The 14,860-nt window shown below is 62.7% G+C and carries 11 protein-coding genes; 5 read left to right on the forward strand and 6 right to left on the reverse strand.

Features of this window, described 5'->3' with window-relative positions:
- Positions 1-112: 112 nt before the first annotated feature.
- Positions 113-1,075, reverse strand: a complete 963-nt coding sequence (gene ftcD, locus K8I61_11235) for a glutamate formimidoyltransferase (protein ID MBZ0272601.1) — start codon at positions 1,073-1,075, stop codon at positions 113-115.
- A 127-nt stretch (positions 1,076-1,202) separates the two neighbouring features.
- On the reverse strand, positions 1,203-2,249 hold the full coding sequence (locus tag K8I61_11240; GenBank protein ID MBZ0272602.1) for an endonuclease/exonuclease/phosphatase family protein: 1,047 nt from the start codon (positions 2,247-2,249) through the stop codon (positions 1,203-1,205).
- A gap of 154 nt (positions 2,250-2,403) precedes the next feature.
- Here K8I61_11240 and K8I61_11245 point away from each other — a divergent pair, with 154 nt between their 5' ends.
- Entirely contained in the window at positions 2,404-3,591 is a 1,188-nt protein-coding gene (locus tag K8I61_11245) for a glycosyltransferase family 4 protein (protein MBZ0272603.1), read from the forward strand.
- 135 nt (positions 3,592-3,726) lie between these two features.
- Here K8I61_11245 and K8I61_11250 read toward each other — a convergent pair whose 3' ends face one another.
- Positions 3,727-4,743 carry a hypothetical protein gene (locus tag K8I61_11250; GenBank protein MBZ0272604.1) on the reverse strand — a complete coding sequence of 339 codons (1,017 nt, stop codon included), beginning with the start codon at positions 4,741-4,743 and terminating at the stop codon, positions 3,727-3,729.
- Positions 4,744-4,973: 230 nt separating this feature from the next.
- On the opposite strand from K8I61_11250, the gene gpmI reads away from it, so the two are divergent.
- From gpmI to K8I61_11265, 3 genes are all read left to right on the forward strand, one after another.
- Positions 4,974-6,665 (forward strand): 2,3-bisphosphoglycerate-independent phosphoglycerate mutase, encoded by a 1,692-nt coding sequence (gpmI, locus tag K8I61_11255; GenBank protein MBZ0272605.1) that lies wholly within the window; start codon positions 4,974-4,976, stop codon positions 6,663-6,665.
- 360 nt (positions 6,666-7,025) lie between these two features.
- Positions 7,026-7,412, forward strand: a complete 387-nt coding sequence (locus K8I61_11260; GenBank protein ID MBZ0272606.1) for a VOC family protein — start codon at positions 7,026-7,028, stop codon at positions 7,410-7,412.
- A 312-nt stretch (positions 7,413-7,724) separates the two neighbouring features.
- Positions 7,725-11,639, forward strand: a complete 3,915-nt coding sequence (locus K8I61_11265) for a DUF4365 domain-containing protein (GenBank protein ID MBZ0272607.1) — start codon at positions 7,725-7,727, stop codon at positions 11,637-11,639.
- Positions 11,640-11,890: 251 nt separating this feature from the next.
- On the opposite strand, the gene ispG is transcribed toward K8I61_11265, so the two are convergent.
- From ispG to K8I61_11280, 3 genes are all read right to left on the reverse strand, one after another.
- A complete protein-coding gene (gene ispG, locus K8I61_11270; protein MBZ0272608.1) occupies positions 11,891-12,994 on the reverse strand; it encodes a flavodoxin-dependent (E)-4-hydroxy-3-methylbut-2-enyl-diphosphate synthase in 1,104 nt (367 codons plus the stop codon).
- Positions 12,995-13,147: 153 nt separating this feature from the next.
- Positions 13,148-13,714, reverse strand: a complete 567-nt coding sequence (locus K8I61_11275) for a hypothetical protein (protein ID MBZ0272609.1) — start codon at positions 13,712-13,714, stop codon at positions 13,148-13,150.
- Positions 13,715-13,800: 86 nt separating this feature from the next.
- Positions 13,801-14,550: a VTT domain-containing protein gene (locus K8I61_11280; protein ID MBZ0272610.1), complete on the reverse strand. Its 750-nt coding sequence runs from the start codon at positions 14,548-14,550 to the stop codon at positions 13,801-13,803.
- Positions 14,551-14,655: 105 nt separating this feature from the next.
- Here K8I61_11280 and K8I61_11285 point away from each other — a divergent pair.
- A partial coding sequence (locus tag K8I61_11285) for a hypothetical protein (GenBank protein ID MBZ0272611.1) occupies positions 14,656-14,860 on the forward strand: 205 nt, incomplete at its 3' end.

The raw sequence follows: 14,860 nt of genomic DNA on the forward strand, positions 1-14,860 counted from the left end.
CATCCGCTACTTCGACCAGTTGGGAGTCCCCCGGCTGGCCGCGTGACCTCAACTCGCCGAACCGCCGGATGCGGACCCGCTTGTCCGGTGGTGTGGCAGGGGAACTCCGAGGCTATTCCTCGGAGCCCCTATGCCGATTGATGCCGAGAACCCGCGCGAGCCGGTTTTCGAGAATCCGGTCCGGCGAAAAATCGCGGATGACAAGGCGTGCGGGATCGTCCCCTTCCAGCGCCGCCTCGGGGATCAAGCCGATCAGTTCGCTGTCCTTGACGGCAAGGCCAAGCCGCGCCGCCGCGCCCGTGACCGCGTCGAAAGCCGCGTAAACCGACGTGACGCGAAAATCCGTCAGGTTCATCGAAACCTGCGTTACGCCGGCCTGGGCCAGCGACAATCCCAACGCACGCACCGCCGGGAGCCCGCCGGACGACTCGCGCACGGCGCGGGCGATCGCGCGCGCTTCGCGGATCGTGCCCCCGTCCAGATGGATGTTGAACGCGATCAGAAACGGCCTGGCGCCGGTCACCATCGCGCCGGCGTGCGGATGCGGCGCGCTTGGGCCGAAATCGGGCTCGAACGCGGGATCGTCCGACATCAGCCGCGCCAGTTGACGCAACCCGCCGCGGCGAATGTTCGCCAGCACGCGGCGCTCGGTGCGCGTCGCGGCGGCTTCGTAAAGATAAACGGGAATGGCGAGCGCCTCGCCGACGCGCGCGCCAAGGCGCCGGGCAAGATCCACGCACGTCTCCATCGACGCGCGCCCGAGCGGAACGAAGGGCACCACGTCGGCCGCGCCGACCCACGGATGGATGCCCGTGTGCTTCCGGATGTCGATGTAAGTGGCCGCCGCGATGACGACGTTGTACGCCGCCTCGACCGCCGCGTCCGGCGGCGCGACGATCGTCAGCACCGTGCGGTTGTGGTCCGCGTCCGACGACACGTCGAGCAAAATCGCGCCCGTCGTGTGCGCGGCGGCGTTTGCGATGGCGTCGATCGCCGCCCGGTCGCGGCCCTCGCTGACGTTGGGCACCACCTCGACGAGCCCGCCGGGAAATCGCTTATCGATATCGAGAGTCATCGAGCTCCTTGAACGACCGTTCAAAATTGCGCGCACGGATGATTAAGGAATTTGCGGCGCGGATTCAAGGGTGCATTGAAAAACAACACGCGCGCGGCGCGCGCGGTGGCCCGATATTTTCTAATTCCTATTTCCTGTCTCCGACTTCCACCCGCGCCATCACACCGATGTGGTCGCTCGTCCAGATGTCCTCGTGCGCCTCGCGCGCGAAGGGTCCCGCCTCCTCGACGCGCCAGCCCGCCGGCAACCCGCGTGTGAAGATGTAGTCGATTCGCCGCGACAGGCCGATCTCGAGCCCCTGCAACGTCCTGTCGATCGCCTCGCCGAAGGTGTTGACCGGCGTGAAATCCGCGATGCGGTGCGTGTTCGGGTTGCGCTCCCAATCCCACGTCGGGAAAAATTCCTCGCCCGCGTCGCGCGTGACGGACAAAAAATTCATCGCGCCCGTCAACCAGGCGATCTCCGCCGCGTCGGGCGAGGCGTTGAAATCGCCGCCGAAGATGACCGGCGTGTTTTGGGCGCCGTGCGCCGCGAGAAATTCCATCGCGCGGCCAAGCTCCGCGCGGCGTCGCGCGGAAGCGCGATCGATCGTCGCCAGGATTTCGTCGCCGCGCGCGCGGCCGATGACGCCGTCGCCGACGAGATTCGCCACCGCCGTCTGCGTCGCGATGGTCACCTCCGGCCCGTGGTGCAGATGCGTATTCGCCAGAATGACGGGCTGTGCGCCGACCTGAATCCGGGCGGCCAGCAGGTAGCGCAGCTCCGATAGCTGAAACGACAACAAGCGGCCGGTGAACTGCCCCGGCTTGCCCGAGAGCTTCGCGCGCCCAAGCCCGGTCAATCCAAGTCCCTTGCGCGCCAGAATCGCGAGGCCGGAACGGAAATTCGCGGGCAACCCGACCGGGCCGATCTTGATGCCCGCGTTATCGAGACCCCACACCGCGTCGAAATCGAGCGCGCGCGCGATGGCGCGCGTTCGCGAATCCGCCGGGTTGACCTCTTGCAGCAACAGCACGTCGGCATCCGCCGCGCGCGCGTGCGCAAGGAAACCCTCGAGCCGTTTTTCGCGCTCCTCCCGCGTCTCGTATTCGCGAAAACGCAGCGTGCCCTTGGGGTCGAGGCCGTGCCACAGGTTGTACGTGACGACCGTCAGCTTCGCGGGGGGCGCGTTCATCGTCGGCGTCCCGTCCGGCGCCCTGCCGCAAGCCCCGGCAAACAGCGCCATCGCGCACAAGGCGAAGGCGGCGGATCGATTACGCGGCGGCATGTCGGGTGGCGCCTCATGTTCCTTGTCGCCGCGCCGCATCGGACGCGGCGGGGAATGGCGTTTGACGGCGACGCATTCTAACATCGCTCGCGTTTTACGCGAGGAAGCGGTGATCGGCGACAAGAAAATCCTTCTCACCACAAGCCACGCACGCATCGGTTCCGGCGGGTCGATGCAGCTCTATCTGCTCGCGAGGAGCCTCGTGGCCGCGGGCGCGACCGTGCACGCCGCGTTTTCCGGAAAGGGCGGTGGCGATCTCGCGGATCGCCGCCTCACGATGCTGGCCGGTCTCGGTGTGCCGGTTTGCCTGTTTCGCCCGGACCATTGGTGGAATCCCGCCGAAATCGCGCGGATGCGCCGCCGGCTGGCCCGCGAACGATACGACATCGTCCATACGCACAAGGGCGGCGACCTTTCGCTTGTGCTCGCCGCGTCGATCGGCCTTGCGATACCCGCCGTCGTCACGACACGCGGCGTCAACTTCCCGCTTCGCGCCAACCGCTTCAAGTACAACGCGAAACGCCTCGACCGCATCATCGTCGTCTCGCGCGACATCGCGGAGGTGATGGAAAAGGCGGGCGTGCGGCGCGAAAAAATCCGCGTGGTGTACGGCGGCGTCGACGTGGAGCGATTCGCGCCGCGGCCCGGCCGGCGCGCGCCCGTGCGCGAGGCGCTCGGCGTGCCGGCGGACGCGTTCGTCGCGCTGATGGTCGCGAATGTGGTGCGTCAAAAGGGGCACGAGGACTACATCGGCGCCGCCGCGATTTTCGCCAAAACGCACCCGGCCGCCGTGCACCTTTTCGCGGGCAAGGGCGACGCGGGATCGTCCATAAAAAAAGCGCGCGATCTCGGCCTGCCGGACGCGAACATTCGGTTCCTCGGCTATCGCGACGACGTGCCCGATCTGCTCGCCGCTTCCGACGCGCTCGTCATCGCGTCGTTTGCCGGCGAAGGCGTCTCCGGCGTGCTGCGCGAGGCGATGGCCTGCCGCGTGCCGGTCGTCACGACGGACGTGGGCGGCAACGCGGAGCTGGTGCGCGACGGGCAGACCGGGCTTGTCGTTCCCCCGCGCGATCCCGCGGCGATGGCCGCCGCGCTCGCGCGCCTCGCGGACGACGCAAACCTTCGCGCGCGTCTAACCGACGCGGCGTACGCCGACGTGCTCGCCAACCACACGCACGAAGCGAGGGCGAAGCGCGTGTTCGCGATCTACGAGGAAATTTTTCGGGAGAAGGGAATGTCGTTTTAGGCGTCGGGCGGTATCCGACGGTACACGGAAAGCACGGGGAAGCCACAGGGGACACGGAGATTCAAACCAAATTTCAACTCCGTGCTCTCTGTGTCTCCTCTGTTTTCTCTGTGTACCGCCGAAAGCGACGGTTGCCTACAGGTTCAGCGGCAGTACGAACGACGGAAGGCTCCCGACGCGGTTGGTGACGCCCCGGCGGTAGACCAGGATCTCGCGCCGGCCCGAGCGCTGCTGGCGCTGCATCAGCACGAGCGCGGACAGGTCGATCAGGCACGAGACGTCCTTGAACATCCACGGGTGCATCGACACGCCGCCGTGGTGCGCGGCGCGATCGGACAGGTGCGTCGCGGCGAGGATCGTCGCGCGTTTGGCGCGCGCGGCGTCGATCAGCATCGCGATCGCCTCGTCCATCGCGGCGATGCGGTCCCGCTCGCGCGGCGTCTCGATGCCGTGCAGCGGATCGATGACCAGAAGATCCAGCCGTTGCGCCTGCGACACCGCGTCAAGGATCGAATCCAGCGAATGCGAGATGCTTGTCTCCACGGATAGTCCGGGCATCGGCGTCCAGTAGCTCGCCTCGAACGGCGACACGAACGCCAGCACGCGGCCGCCGTCCGCGACGACGTTGCGCGCGATGAAGCTCGCGATGTGCGATCGGATTTCGCCCTCCTGCCCCGCGAGCGCGTTGAACGTCCCGGCGGCAAGGCCCCCGGTGCGCTGGTCGAGCGCGGCGATGCCGGTGGCGAGCGACTTGAACGGCAGCGGCGCGAGGTTCGCCTGCATCGCACGGTTGCGCGACACCGAGGCGTGCGTCGGCACGGAACGCGTCTGGGAGATCTGCCGCGTCGGCGCGATTGTCGCCGGCGCGCCGGGGCGCGATGGCGAGTTCGGCCACGGCGACGTGGAGGCGCGCGATCCACCCAGCCGATCCGGATGCGACGGCAGGTCCGACGGGCGAATCGCGCGGCGGACCGGGCGCTCCGGCTGCGCGGGCGCGCTCTCCTGCGGGCGGCGGAAGATCGGGCGGTCGAGCTCCGGGTCGCGCGGCGGTACGATGCGGCGCGCCGCTTCGCCCTGGGTGTCGCCCTCCGGGCCGCGCTCGGGTTTGCGGATGATCGGCCGATGACGGGTGTCGTCGTCGTCGAAGCTCATGCGCATCTCCTTGGCAAATCGCGCTCCGCGCGTGCTATAACGCGGCGTCGCGGGCGGCGATTTGTCGCCTGGCGTGACAAATTCGCTTTTGTTTTTCCGTAGATACCCGCCAAAGCGGGTGCTTTGCCGCAAAAAATTTCAACAAAAGCCAATTGGCGGTAAAACGAGCGGCTCATTATAATCCGGCGCTTCGAAATGAAAAGCGGAAAATGCGCGTGAAAGGAAAAAATATGTCCACAGGCCCGCGGCCCGTTGTCCTGATTATCCGTGACGGCTGGGCGATCGGCGATCCCGACGACCCCAGCAACGCCATCGCCGCGGCGCATACGCCGAATATCGATCGATTCAAAAGCGCGTATCCGCACACGCGGCTCGGCTGCGCGGGCGAGGACGTCGGCCTGCCGGCGGGCTCGCAAGGATCGAGCGAAGTCGGCCATCTCAACATGGGCGCCGGGCGCATCGTCGAGCAGGAGCAGGTGCGCGTCGACAAGCTCATCCGCTCGGGAAAGTTCTTCGACGAGCCGCGCCTTCTCGCCGCGATGGAGCAGGCGAAAAAACCCGGCGCCGCGTTGCACCTGATGGGCCTTTTGCAGGATCAGGGCGTGCACGCGATCGACCGGCACCTGTTCGCACTTCTGGAGATGGCCGCGAAAAACGGCGTGACCGACGTGTTCGTTCACGCGTTCACCGACGGCCGCGACACCCCGCCGCGAAGCGCGCTGACGTACATCGAAAAGACGAACGCGAAGATGCGCGAGACGGGCGTCGGAAAATTCGCGAGCGTCATGGGCCGCTATTTCGCGATGGACCGCGACAAAAATTGGGAGCGCGTCGAAAAGGCGTATCGCGCGCTCGTCGCCGGCGAGGGACGCACGGCGACCTCCGCCGAGGACGCCGTCAAGGCCGCGTATGCGCGCGCGGACGATGCGCTCGCGGCGGCGGAAGCGAAGGGCAAGGAGCCGGGCCTCGTGGAGACCGACGAATTCATCGCGCCGACGATCATCGACTCCGGTTCGGGCGCGCACCCGATCCGCGCCGGCGACGCGGTGATCTTCTTCAACTACCGGCAGGATCGCGCGATCGAGCTTACGCGCGCGTTCTGCGACGATCCGTTCGACGGCTTTGACCGCGGCGCGAAGCCGGACGTGCTGTTCGTGGGGCTCACGCGCTACTACGACGCGTTCGAAAACTACGTGCTGCCGCCGATGAACATGGCGCGCATCACCGGCGAGGTGCTCTCGGAGGCGGGCGTCTGGCAACTCCGCATCTCCGAGACGCAAAAGTTCGCGCACGTCACGAGCTTCTTCAACAGCAAGGGGCAAAAGGCGTGGCCGGGCGAGGAGCGCATCCTCATCGACAGCCCCAAGGTGCCCGAAAACGAAATGCCGGAACTTCGCGCGCGGGAGATCGCGGACTTCGTGGTCCACGCGGTGACGCACGGCATCGCGTCCGTGCGCGAGGCCGCGAGGCGCGCGGAAGGAACGCACCTGTATCCGCAGACCGGCTACGACGAGACGCCCGAACGCCTGGCAGGCACGTACGACGCGATCGTCATCAATTTCGTCAACGGCGACATGGTCGGCCACACGGGCGATTTCCCGGCGGTGGTGCGCGCGATCGAAGCGGTGGATCAGGCGGTGGGGCGCGTGTGCGACGCGGTGCTCGCGCGCGGCGGCGCGGCCCTTGTCACCGCGGATCACGGCAACGCCGACCGCATGCGCGATCCCGTAACGGGCAAGGTGCAGACCTCGCATACGCTGAACGACGTGGAGTTCATCCTCGTGTGCGACGCCATGCGCGGCGCCCGGCTCGTGCCGCGCGGCGTCCTCGCCGACATCGGCGTCACGATGCTCGAGCTGCTGGGCGTCCCGAAACCGGATGAAATGACCGCGCATTCGCTGATCGTTTCGGCACGGGCGTAGAAAGACGGAAAGGTCATCGCAGGTTTCACGCGGAGCCGCAGAGTGCGCGGAGGCGCGGCGATGTCAGGGCCGCAAACGAAGTCCCGCCGAAGCGAAAGCGAAGGCGGACGGAGTGCGCGGTCGATCCCGCCCCGGCTAATCGGTCGTCGGCAACGTCAGTGCCGCAGCGGCTCCGCAACTGTGCCCAACGGCTCCGCAACTGTGCCCAACGGCACCGCAACTGTCATCCTGAGCGAAGCGAAGGATCTCGCTCGCCCTGGCTGACCGCTGACCGCTGACCGCCATTTTCGTCCATCACCCCACCGACAAGGCGCGCTCGCGCCTCTAACATGGGGCGCCACAACGCAAAGGGGGACCGCCATGCCGGACAAGGTCGCGCAGCCCGCGCAGCGCATCATTCCGTATCTGCTTTACGAAGACGCCGAAGCCGCGATCGAATTTCTGACGACCGCGTTCGGGTTCGAGGAGAAGATGCGCTATCCGATGGACAACGGCATCGGCCACGCAAGCCCGAAGGAGCGCGGCGGCACGCGGCACGGGCTGGTGTGCGTCTATGTGGATGACGTCGACGCGCTGTTTGAAAACGCCAAGGCCGCGGGCGCGACGGTCGTGCGCGAGCCGGCCGATCAGTTCTACGGCGACCGCAATTGCGTGCTCGACGACCCGGAAGGGCAGCAGTGGTCGTTCCACCAACGCATCAAGGTGATGACGGACGAGGAGCTGATGGCCGCGACGCCGAAAGGGTGATGCGGGGATCGCGGGCGCTTGCCCGCATATTCCTGGGAGCGCCGAGCTCCAGCTTGGCTCATTGCGACGACGGAGGCGCGCGCGTAAGCAAGCGCTTTGCCCGGGTCCGCCGAGCGCCGGCTCGGCAAATTCCGCATAAATCGCCTGTTTTTACGTGTGATCCGATAATAACTGTTCTCCAATTTTGTCTATGACCTTTTTTTTAGGTTTCGCCTTTTGCGAATTCGCGGGGAGCCTGTTGTCGCCGCGTTGGGGATTGGCTACTGGCTCTGATCGGATACACTGACGAACGAGGAGTTCAAAGCGTCACTCATGACGAAGAAGTTTCCCCGGATGTCGTCCTCTGATCGGTTAGGCAAAGAAGCCGCCGAAGTGTTGAGGCGCCATATTCCCGCTGCGTGGCTAAAAAATGAGCCGACCCAGGGAACCGACTTCGGTTGGGATTTCCTCATCGACGTCGTCGACGAATATACGGTGACGGGTACTCGGATCCAAATTCAGGTTAAAGGGCACTCGTCGCCAGCATACGTGCAGGAAAACCGTTTCGTCAGCGAGAAAATTATGGTTACCACGATCAATTACCTGAGGGAATCCGACTTGGATTCCCTGCTCTGCGTTTGCGATCTAGGCGATGAGCGAGCCCCTATTTTTTGGACATTCATTTCAGACGCATTGCCCTCGAATGAAAAATGGCAGGAACAAGAAAGTGTGACGCTTCGAATTCCTATTGAACGGACATTCGATTCCGATTCATTGCATGACATTGTTTCTGCTGTCCGAGAACGCCGATTGCGTCGCCGACGCAATGCTCATTTCGGCGCAGAAATCCGCCGTGATCCTGATCCAGCAATTAATGCAAGCGATTCCTACGAATTGCAGGAGCCAATTCGAGAGGAAACCCGAAAAGATAGTTTCCTACGTGAATTGCTCGTCGAGCAACCGGATGGCGGATTTATTCGCCGAACGCCAGAAGATGAATGGCGTCACGTAAAGCTGAGACGCGCAAAGGAATCGCTTGAGAGACATCAGGAAGCGGAGGTTGAGCAAATCGTTTTAGAACTGTCCTCAAGTATCGACGCCGCGAGCGCAGAAATCCAGGCGCAATATTGGGTCTTGCGTGGCGACTTCGAACAGCGTCGGCACAAGTTCCGCGATGCGTTGAGCTACACAAAACGCGCGGTCGAGTTGCAGCCGCACGAACCGAAATATCAGTTGGCTTTGCTTCTGCGAGAACACTTCATCGCGCGCGACGAAAAGAGAGGTGTCTCCGATGAATTTGATGCGCGCGTCGATCAGGTCGTTGCGAGGGCACCTGACGAGAAAATCGGAGTCTTGCTACAGTTCGAGCGTCGGGTGGAAAAGGGCGACTGGGACGCAGCTATCGACGGTCTCAAGCATTCCTTGCATTGGTCAAAACAGCCCATAACATTCCGGGCGATTCTCGCCGAGGCGTTTCTCAACCATGGCCGTCTTGACGAAGCGGAAGTCATTCTCGCGGAAGCGCGAAAATTGGAATCCGACGTTGAAAAGGACGCGCTGTTCTGGGGATTGTGCGGCGCGGTTCAACATCGAATGGCGATGGATCTCGCGCGCGAATACGTTGTCATTGGCTACGGTTCGGCACAAACGAATCCTGATCAGCTACGTCAGGCGGAAAAATATTTTGAGCACGCTTGGGAGCTTCTACAGCGAAGTGGAGTGCCATTCTTAGGTGAACCGATTGTTGCGACTTACGCTCACCTTGTTTGTTTACGCGGTAAACCCGCGGATGCGGAAGCAATCTGCAAAACATTCTTGACATTTCATCCCGACTCGATTTCGGTAACAGCGGCCTTGGCGCTTGCATTTGCCAAGCAATGCAAAACGACCGAACTGGTTCCGGCTGTCAAAAGGGTTTTCGATGCCGATCCGTGCGGCACGCACTTCAAAAACTACCTCATCGCACTGAACCAAGCCGGCGAATTGAATGACCTACTGGAATTAGTGCAGCGGCGCGAGCAAGATGGTTTTCGGAGTGAAGATGAAAGGGGCTTTGCCCTTGGGCTTTCGATAGTCGCCGCACGAATCCTTGGCGAAAACGAGATCTACGAAACGCGAAGAAAGCAACTGTTGGAACTCCCGGGACAAGCAAAGGAGCTCTTTCTCGCAGAGCTTGCCATCGAGGAGCACGAGGGAACGTCGGTCGATATAAAACGTGACCGGCTACGAGGCGGTGTGCGCCGTTTTCCGGATGACTTGCATCTCCAGTCCATGCTTTTGCAGGTCATCGGAGTCATCGGAATTGAAAACCCTGCCGAGGTTATCGGGCTTGCCGAGAGCATACGCGACAACCGCCGCCTTGCTCCAAGACAATACCTTCTATTTGTGACGGCGTGCATGCTGGCTAACGATTTGCCGCGGGCCAGGAAAGTTCTTGCCGAAGGTGTGTCGCACTACCCTGAGTATCGACCCTTCTTGAGAACGCTGGCCGAAATTTACGAGACAACCGGCGATTACAAGAACGGTGAAAAATCAATAACCCGCTACCTGGAAGCAAAGCCTGACGATCCGCACGCATGGATCGTTCATGCTCGATTGCTCTACCAACTTGGGCGGATAAAGGACGCTCGTCGATCGACCCAGCGAGCCCTTGAATTTGCCGATACCGACGCACTGAAACGCGATCTTCACTACCAGCTTTACTGTCTGAATCTGACAATCGGTCAATCGGCGCGGGATATTTTGCGGAATCTCCATGCGTTCGCGTCGCTGTTGGAACCGGAAGACGCCGACGGCGAAGCGCAAGCCCTTGCCGATTTCCTCACGTGTCCGAAGTCACTCGATATCGGCGACGACGAGGCTAAACGTTGGATCGCGGACTTTCAAAGTCGAGCGAAAAGGTTCGTCGAGAAATATCCGAATCACCCCCGGTTCCAGATGTTCTCAACGCGACCGGACGCGACGCCCGAAGAAGTCCTGGAACAAATACGCACAGAACTTTCCAAGCGAATTTTCCCGTACGAGCAGCAAGCAGAAAAGATTCGCCGGCAGGCTAAAGAAATTCCCTTTCCTTTATCGTTTCGCGCGTCGACCTTCGGACCATCGCGATCGATTTTTCAAATGTGGGACATCTGCAGAACGACAACAGATTTGGCCTACGCCGCCTTCGTTTTTCCGGCTAACGGCGACGCCGATTCCGAAAGCAACCAGGTGCTGCAGGCCAACGAGGTTGTCGTCGATCTAAGCACTTTGTTCACGTTGGCAGAGTTTGACGAGCGTTTCGGGACTCTCGAGCGGTTCGCAGACCAGTTCGCGTTGATTTTCATTTCCTGGGCTACTTGGTGCGCTATTCAAGACGCGGCATTCAACCCGTATTTTGGTTCACACCCGCTTGCGCGCCGGTTACTGGATTGGCGAAAATGGTATGAATCGAAAATTCGCATCCACATGTCGCGTGGATTGTTTGGGGGTTCCGCGAGCGAACATGGCGTAGAAAATTCTCGTGGAGCGAACGCTGGTGTCGAGACCATCGCCGATGCGAACCAATCGATTCGTTTGGCGCAACACTTGGGCGTGGCCTATCTTTGCGATGAGATTTTCCTGAGGGCGATGGCTCACTATCGCTTCGGAGTGAAATCGTTTTCGAGCATCGGCCTATTCCGTGTGTGGCGGACGCTGGGACGCATTAGCCTCAGCGCGGAGAGCGAAATCTATGCGACGATGATCAAGAGGAATTTCGTTCGAATTCCCGTGGCGCCTGAACATTTGAACGATCGCCTGGACGACCTGCGCCATGAACGCACGGGAATTGTGACCGCGGCTGATTTGCGCGCGGATCCCACGTTTGGCTCCTTGGTTGGCCGACTCATTGACGTGCGATTTCCGAGGGAGGAACGCGACAAACTCATTGTCCCATGGTGGCTTTCGCTGCTGCAACGAGAATCGCTTAGTACTGACCAGGTCATCGAGTGCGTCTTTCTCGTGAGCAACATCGTGATCGAGGAGAAATTCGCGAAGACGCCAATTTTAACCGCGCCGAATCGTGAGCAGGCCACCGAGTCCGTTCTTCGTTTCGCCGGAGAGCTTTGGGGCGCCTTGCTCTGGGACACTTTTTCGTCGCACCGCAAATTATCGATCGCGCCGGTGTGTGCGTTAGGCGTGTCGCGCATCTCGTCTTTGATGCGCAGCCTACGGTCGCTCAAACGATTCTTGACCAGCATTTTCCAAACGCAGTCCGTCGGTGTATGAAGGCTCAGAAATCAAAAACCTTTTCGGAACAAGACTTTCTATCGCTTGCGACCGCACTTTTCCCGGATGCGAAACAAATTGCGGCTCGCGTTGCGTTTTACAAGTCAGCAATTAGGAATGAGTGATCTGGCTCGGCGGGAGGCATTCGGCGTTCCTTGGTTCCAAGCAGGCGGGACGCCTGCGCTCCCGGGGATCGTCACGCTCGCGGCGAGCGTTTCATTCCGCATTCCGCATTCGCCATTCCGAATTGACTACACCGCGTGCGCGGGTTCTCCGGACGCCTCGGCGGCCTTGCGGGCTTCGTACATGCGTTCCATTTCGTCCGTGATGACGGGAACGAGGTCGTCGAAGCCGACCTTCTTCCAGAAGTTGCCGTCCTTGTAGACGTACATCTCGCCGCTGTTGTGCGCGACGATGCCGAGGTCCGCGGCGCGCGACTCGCCCGGGCCGTTCACCGCGCAGCCCATGATGGCCAGGTGAAACGGCGCGTCGATGTGCGCGAGCCGGTGCTCGAACTCGTGGCACAGCTCCTCGATGGGAATCTCGAGCCGGCCGCACGTGGGGCAGGAGATGATCTCCACGCCGCGCTCGCGCAGTTGCAGGCTCTTGAGCACCTGCCAGCCGACGCGGATCTCCTCGACCGGGTTGCCGGTCAGCGAGACGCGCAGCGTGTCGCCGATGCCCTCGGACAAAAGGATCGCCAGGCCCGCGGTGCTCTTGATCGTGCCGGACCACACCGTTCCCGCCTCCGTGACGCCCAGGTGCAGGGGGATGTCGGTGCGCCTGGCGAACTCGCGGTTGGCCGCCACGTTGCGCTCGATGTTCGTCGCCTTGAGGCTGACCTTGATGTCGTGGAAATTCAGGTCTTCCAGGATGCCGACGTGATACAGCGCGCTTTCGACCATCGCCTCGACGGACTGCGCGCCGTATTTGCGCTGGAACTCCTTTTCGACCGAGCCGGAGTTGACGCCGATGCGGATCGGCACGCCGCGGTCGGTCGCCGCGCGCACCACTTCCTCGACCTTCCAGCGCGCGCCGATGTTGCCGGGGTTCAGGCGCAGTCCGTCCACGCCCGCTTCGAGCGCCGCGAGCGCCATTTTGTAGTCGAAGTGGATGTCCGCGATCATCGGGATCGGCGACGCGGCGCGAATCGGCTTCAGCGCCGCGGCCGCGTCGGCATCCACCACCGCCAGACGCACGATGTCGCAGCCGGCCGTCGCCAGCTCCTCGATCTGCTTGATCGTGGCGGGGATGTCGTGCGTGTCGGTCTTGGTCATCGACTGCACGCTGATCGGATATTCGCATCCGACGCCGGCGGCGCCGACCTTGAAATTGCGGGTCTTTCTGCGAGCCATATTTTTCGATCGCTCCCTCAAAAATCCGACCGAGATGCACCCGTGGGACGCACGTGTCGCGGTCGAAAAAGACGAATAATCCTACCGGAAATCGGAAAAATTTGATAGCGCGATAGCGCCGCGCGGCGTGAGATTCAAGCTCGGTAACGCGGCTTACACCGAGCGCTTCATGCGCCTCGCGATCGCGAAGAACGCGGCCGATGCGGCAAGCCAGACCGCGGGCATCAAAAACGTCAGGGCATGTCCGCGGAACTCGAAAAGTGGCGGGTTCCACGCGTACGTTTCGAGATACACCCACGCGTCGTTCGCGATGGCGGACAGCTCGACGAGGATCGCCGTGGCGACGCCCCAAACCATCAGGAACGCAAGCTCGCGCCACCGGAACCCATCGAGGACGCGCGGGCCGAACAGCGTGCGGAGCAGGCCGGCGCCGGCGACGAAGATCGCGCCATCCCAAAGCGTGTGCGCGATGAGGAAAATCGACCAGTGAAGAGGCAGCGGGCGGATCCACACGATGATCGGGGTCGATGATGACGCGCTGAGCACGAAGATGGGGATCTCCCAGAGCGCTCCCAGCGCCGCGCCGAGCGCGAACAGGCGGCCGTAAAACGGGTCGATCCGCCCTGCGCGAATGAGCGCGTACAACAGGATCGGCGCGCCGAAACCGATGAAAAGATCGAGAGGATAGAAGGCGGCGCGAACGCCGTCGGCGAGATTCATGCGCGCGTCCCGATATGTCGCGGGGCCGGCACGCGCGCGGTTTTTGAATCTTCAATCTTCATTCTTCAATCTTCAATCTTCATTCTTCAATCTTCATTCTTCAATCTTCGATCTTCAATCTTCGTTTCGCGCCTCGTCTTCAACTTCGACGCCACGATCCACCCCGCGACGAGCGTCGAGCCGAAGACGAGCGAGCCCATCGCGATGTGGCGCGAGGTGAAGCCGCCGGCGATCGCCGCGCCGGCCGCGCCGGCGAACAGGTACTGAAAAAACGCGGTGCGCGGCAGCGTCCCGACCAGGCACCCGGCGACGTAGGGTCCGAACGCGATCGGCGTCAGCGGCGCGACGTAGTTCATGAAGCGGTACGGCGTGGCGGGGAAGACGCGCAATAGCGCGATCTGCCACCAGGTCGCGTTTGCGATGCGTTCGCGCAGGTGGGGGAAGCGGCCGGCCGTGGCGCGCTCGGCGGCGTCTTTGGCGAGCCGGCCGAGGGCAAACGTGGCGACGACCGCACCTATTTCGCCCGCGGTGACGAGCAGCGTCGAACCGAAACCGCCGAACATCAACGCGCCCGCGACCTTCACGACATCCCGCGCCGGCACGGGCGCGACGGTCACGAGCGCGTAGATCGCCACGAGCCCCAGCGCGCCGGCAAGCGGCGGCACGACGGACAACATCGCCTGGATCTCGCCGACGGGCCGGTTGTATCGCCAGGCCGCCGAGGCAAGCAGCGCGAAAATGGCCGCCAGAAGCAGCAATTTCGCGACGGCGAAAAGGCGCGAGGCGCGCGGCGCCTCCGGCGCGGGTTCCGGCGAGGCTTTCGGGTGTTCCGACACGTTTTTCGTTATTCCTTTTCGCCTGATCGACCGATGAAATCAGGTATGGAAATCCGCCTGTCAGGGATGGCGCCAACGTCCGCCGGCGGACGGTATGAGACGGGCATGGCGCGTGTCAAACGGGCGCTTTCGGGCGGCCGCACGGGGCAGGTCGGTCCGACGTTTTTCGCCGATTCCCGCACCGCGTTTTTCGCGTACGTCGTTTGCATCGCGTTTTTCGTCGCGTTCATCGTGTTGACCGCCGGATGCGGCGGCGGCGAGGACGGCACGCTCGGCGGCGGCGGATCGGCGAGCGCGCCCGATCCGGAAG

The sequence above is a fragment of the bacterium genome (assembly GCA_019912885.1).
In the GTDB taxonomy this organism is placed as follows: domain Bacteria; phylum Lernaellota; class Lernaellaia; order JACKCT01; family JACKCT01; genus JAIOHV01.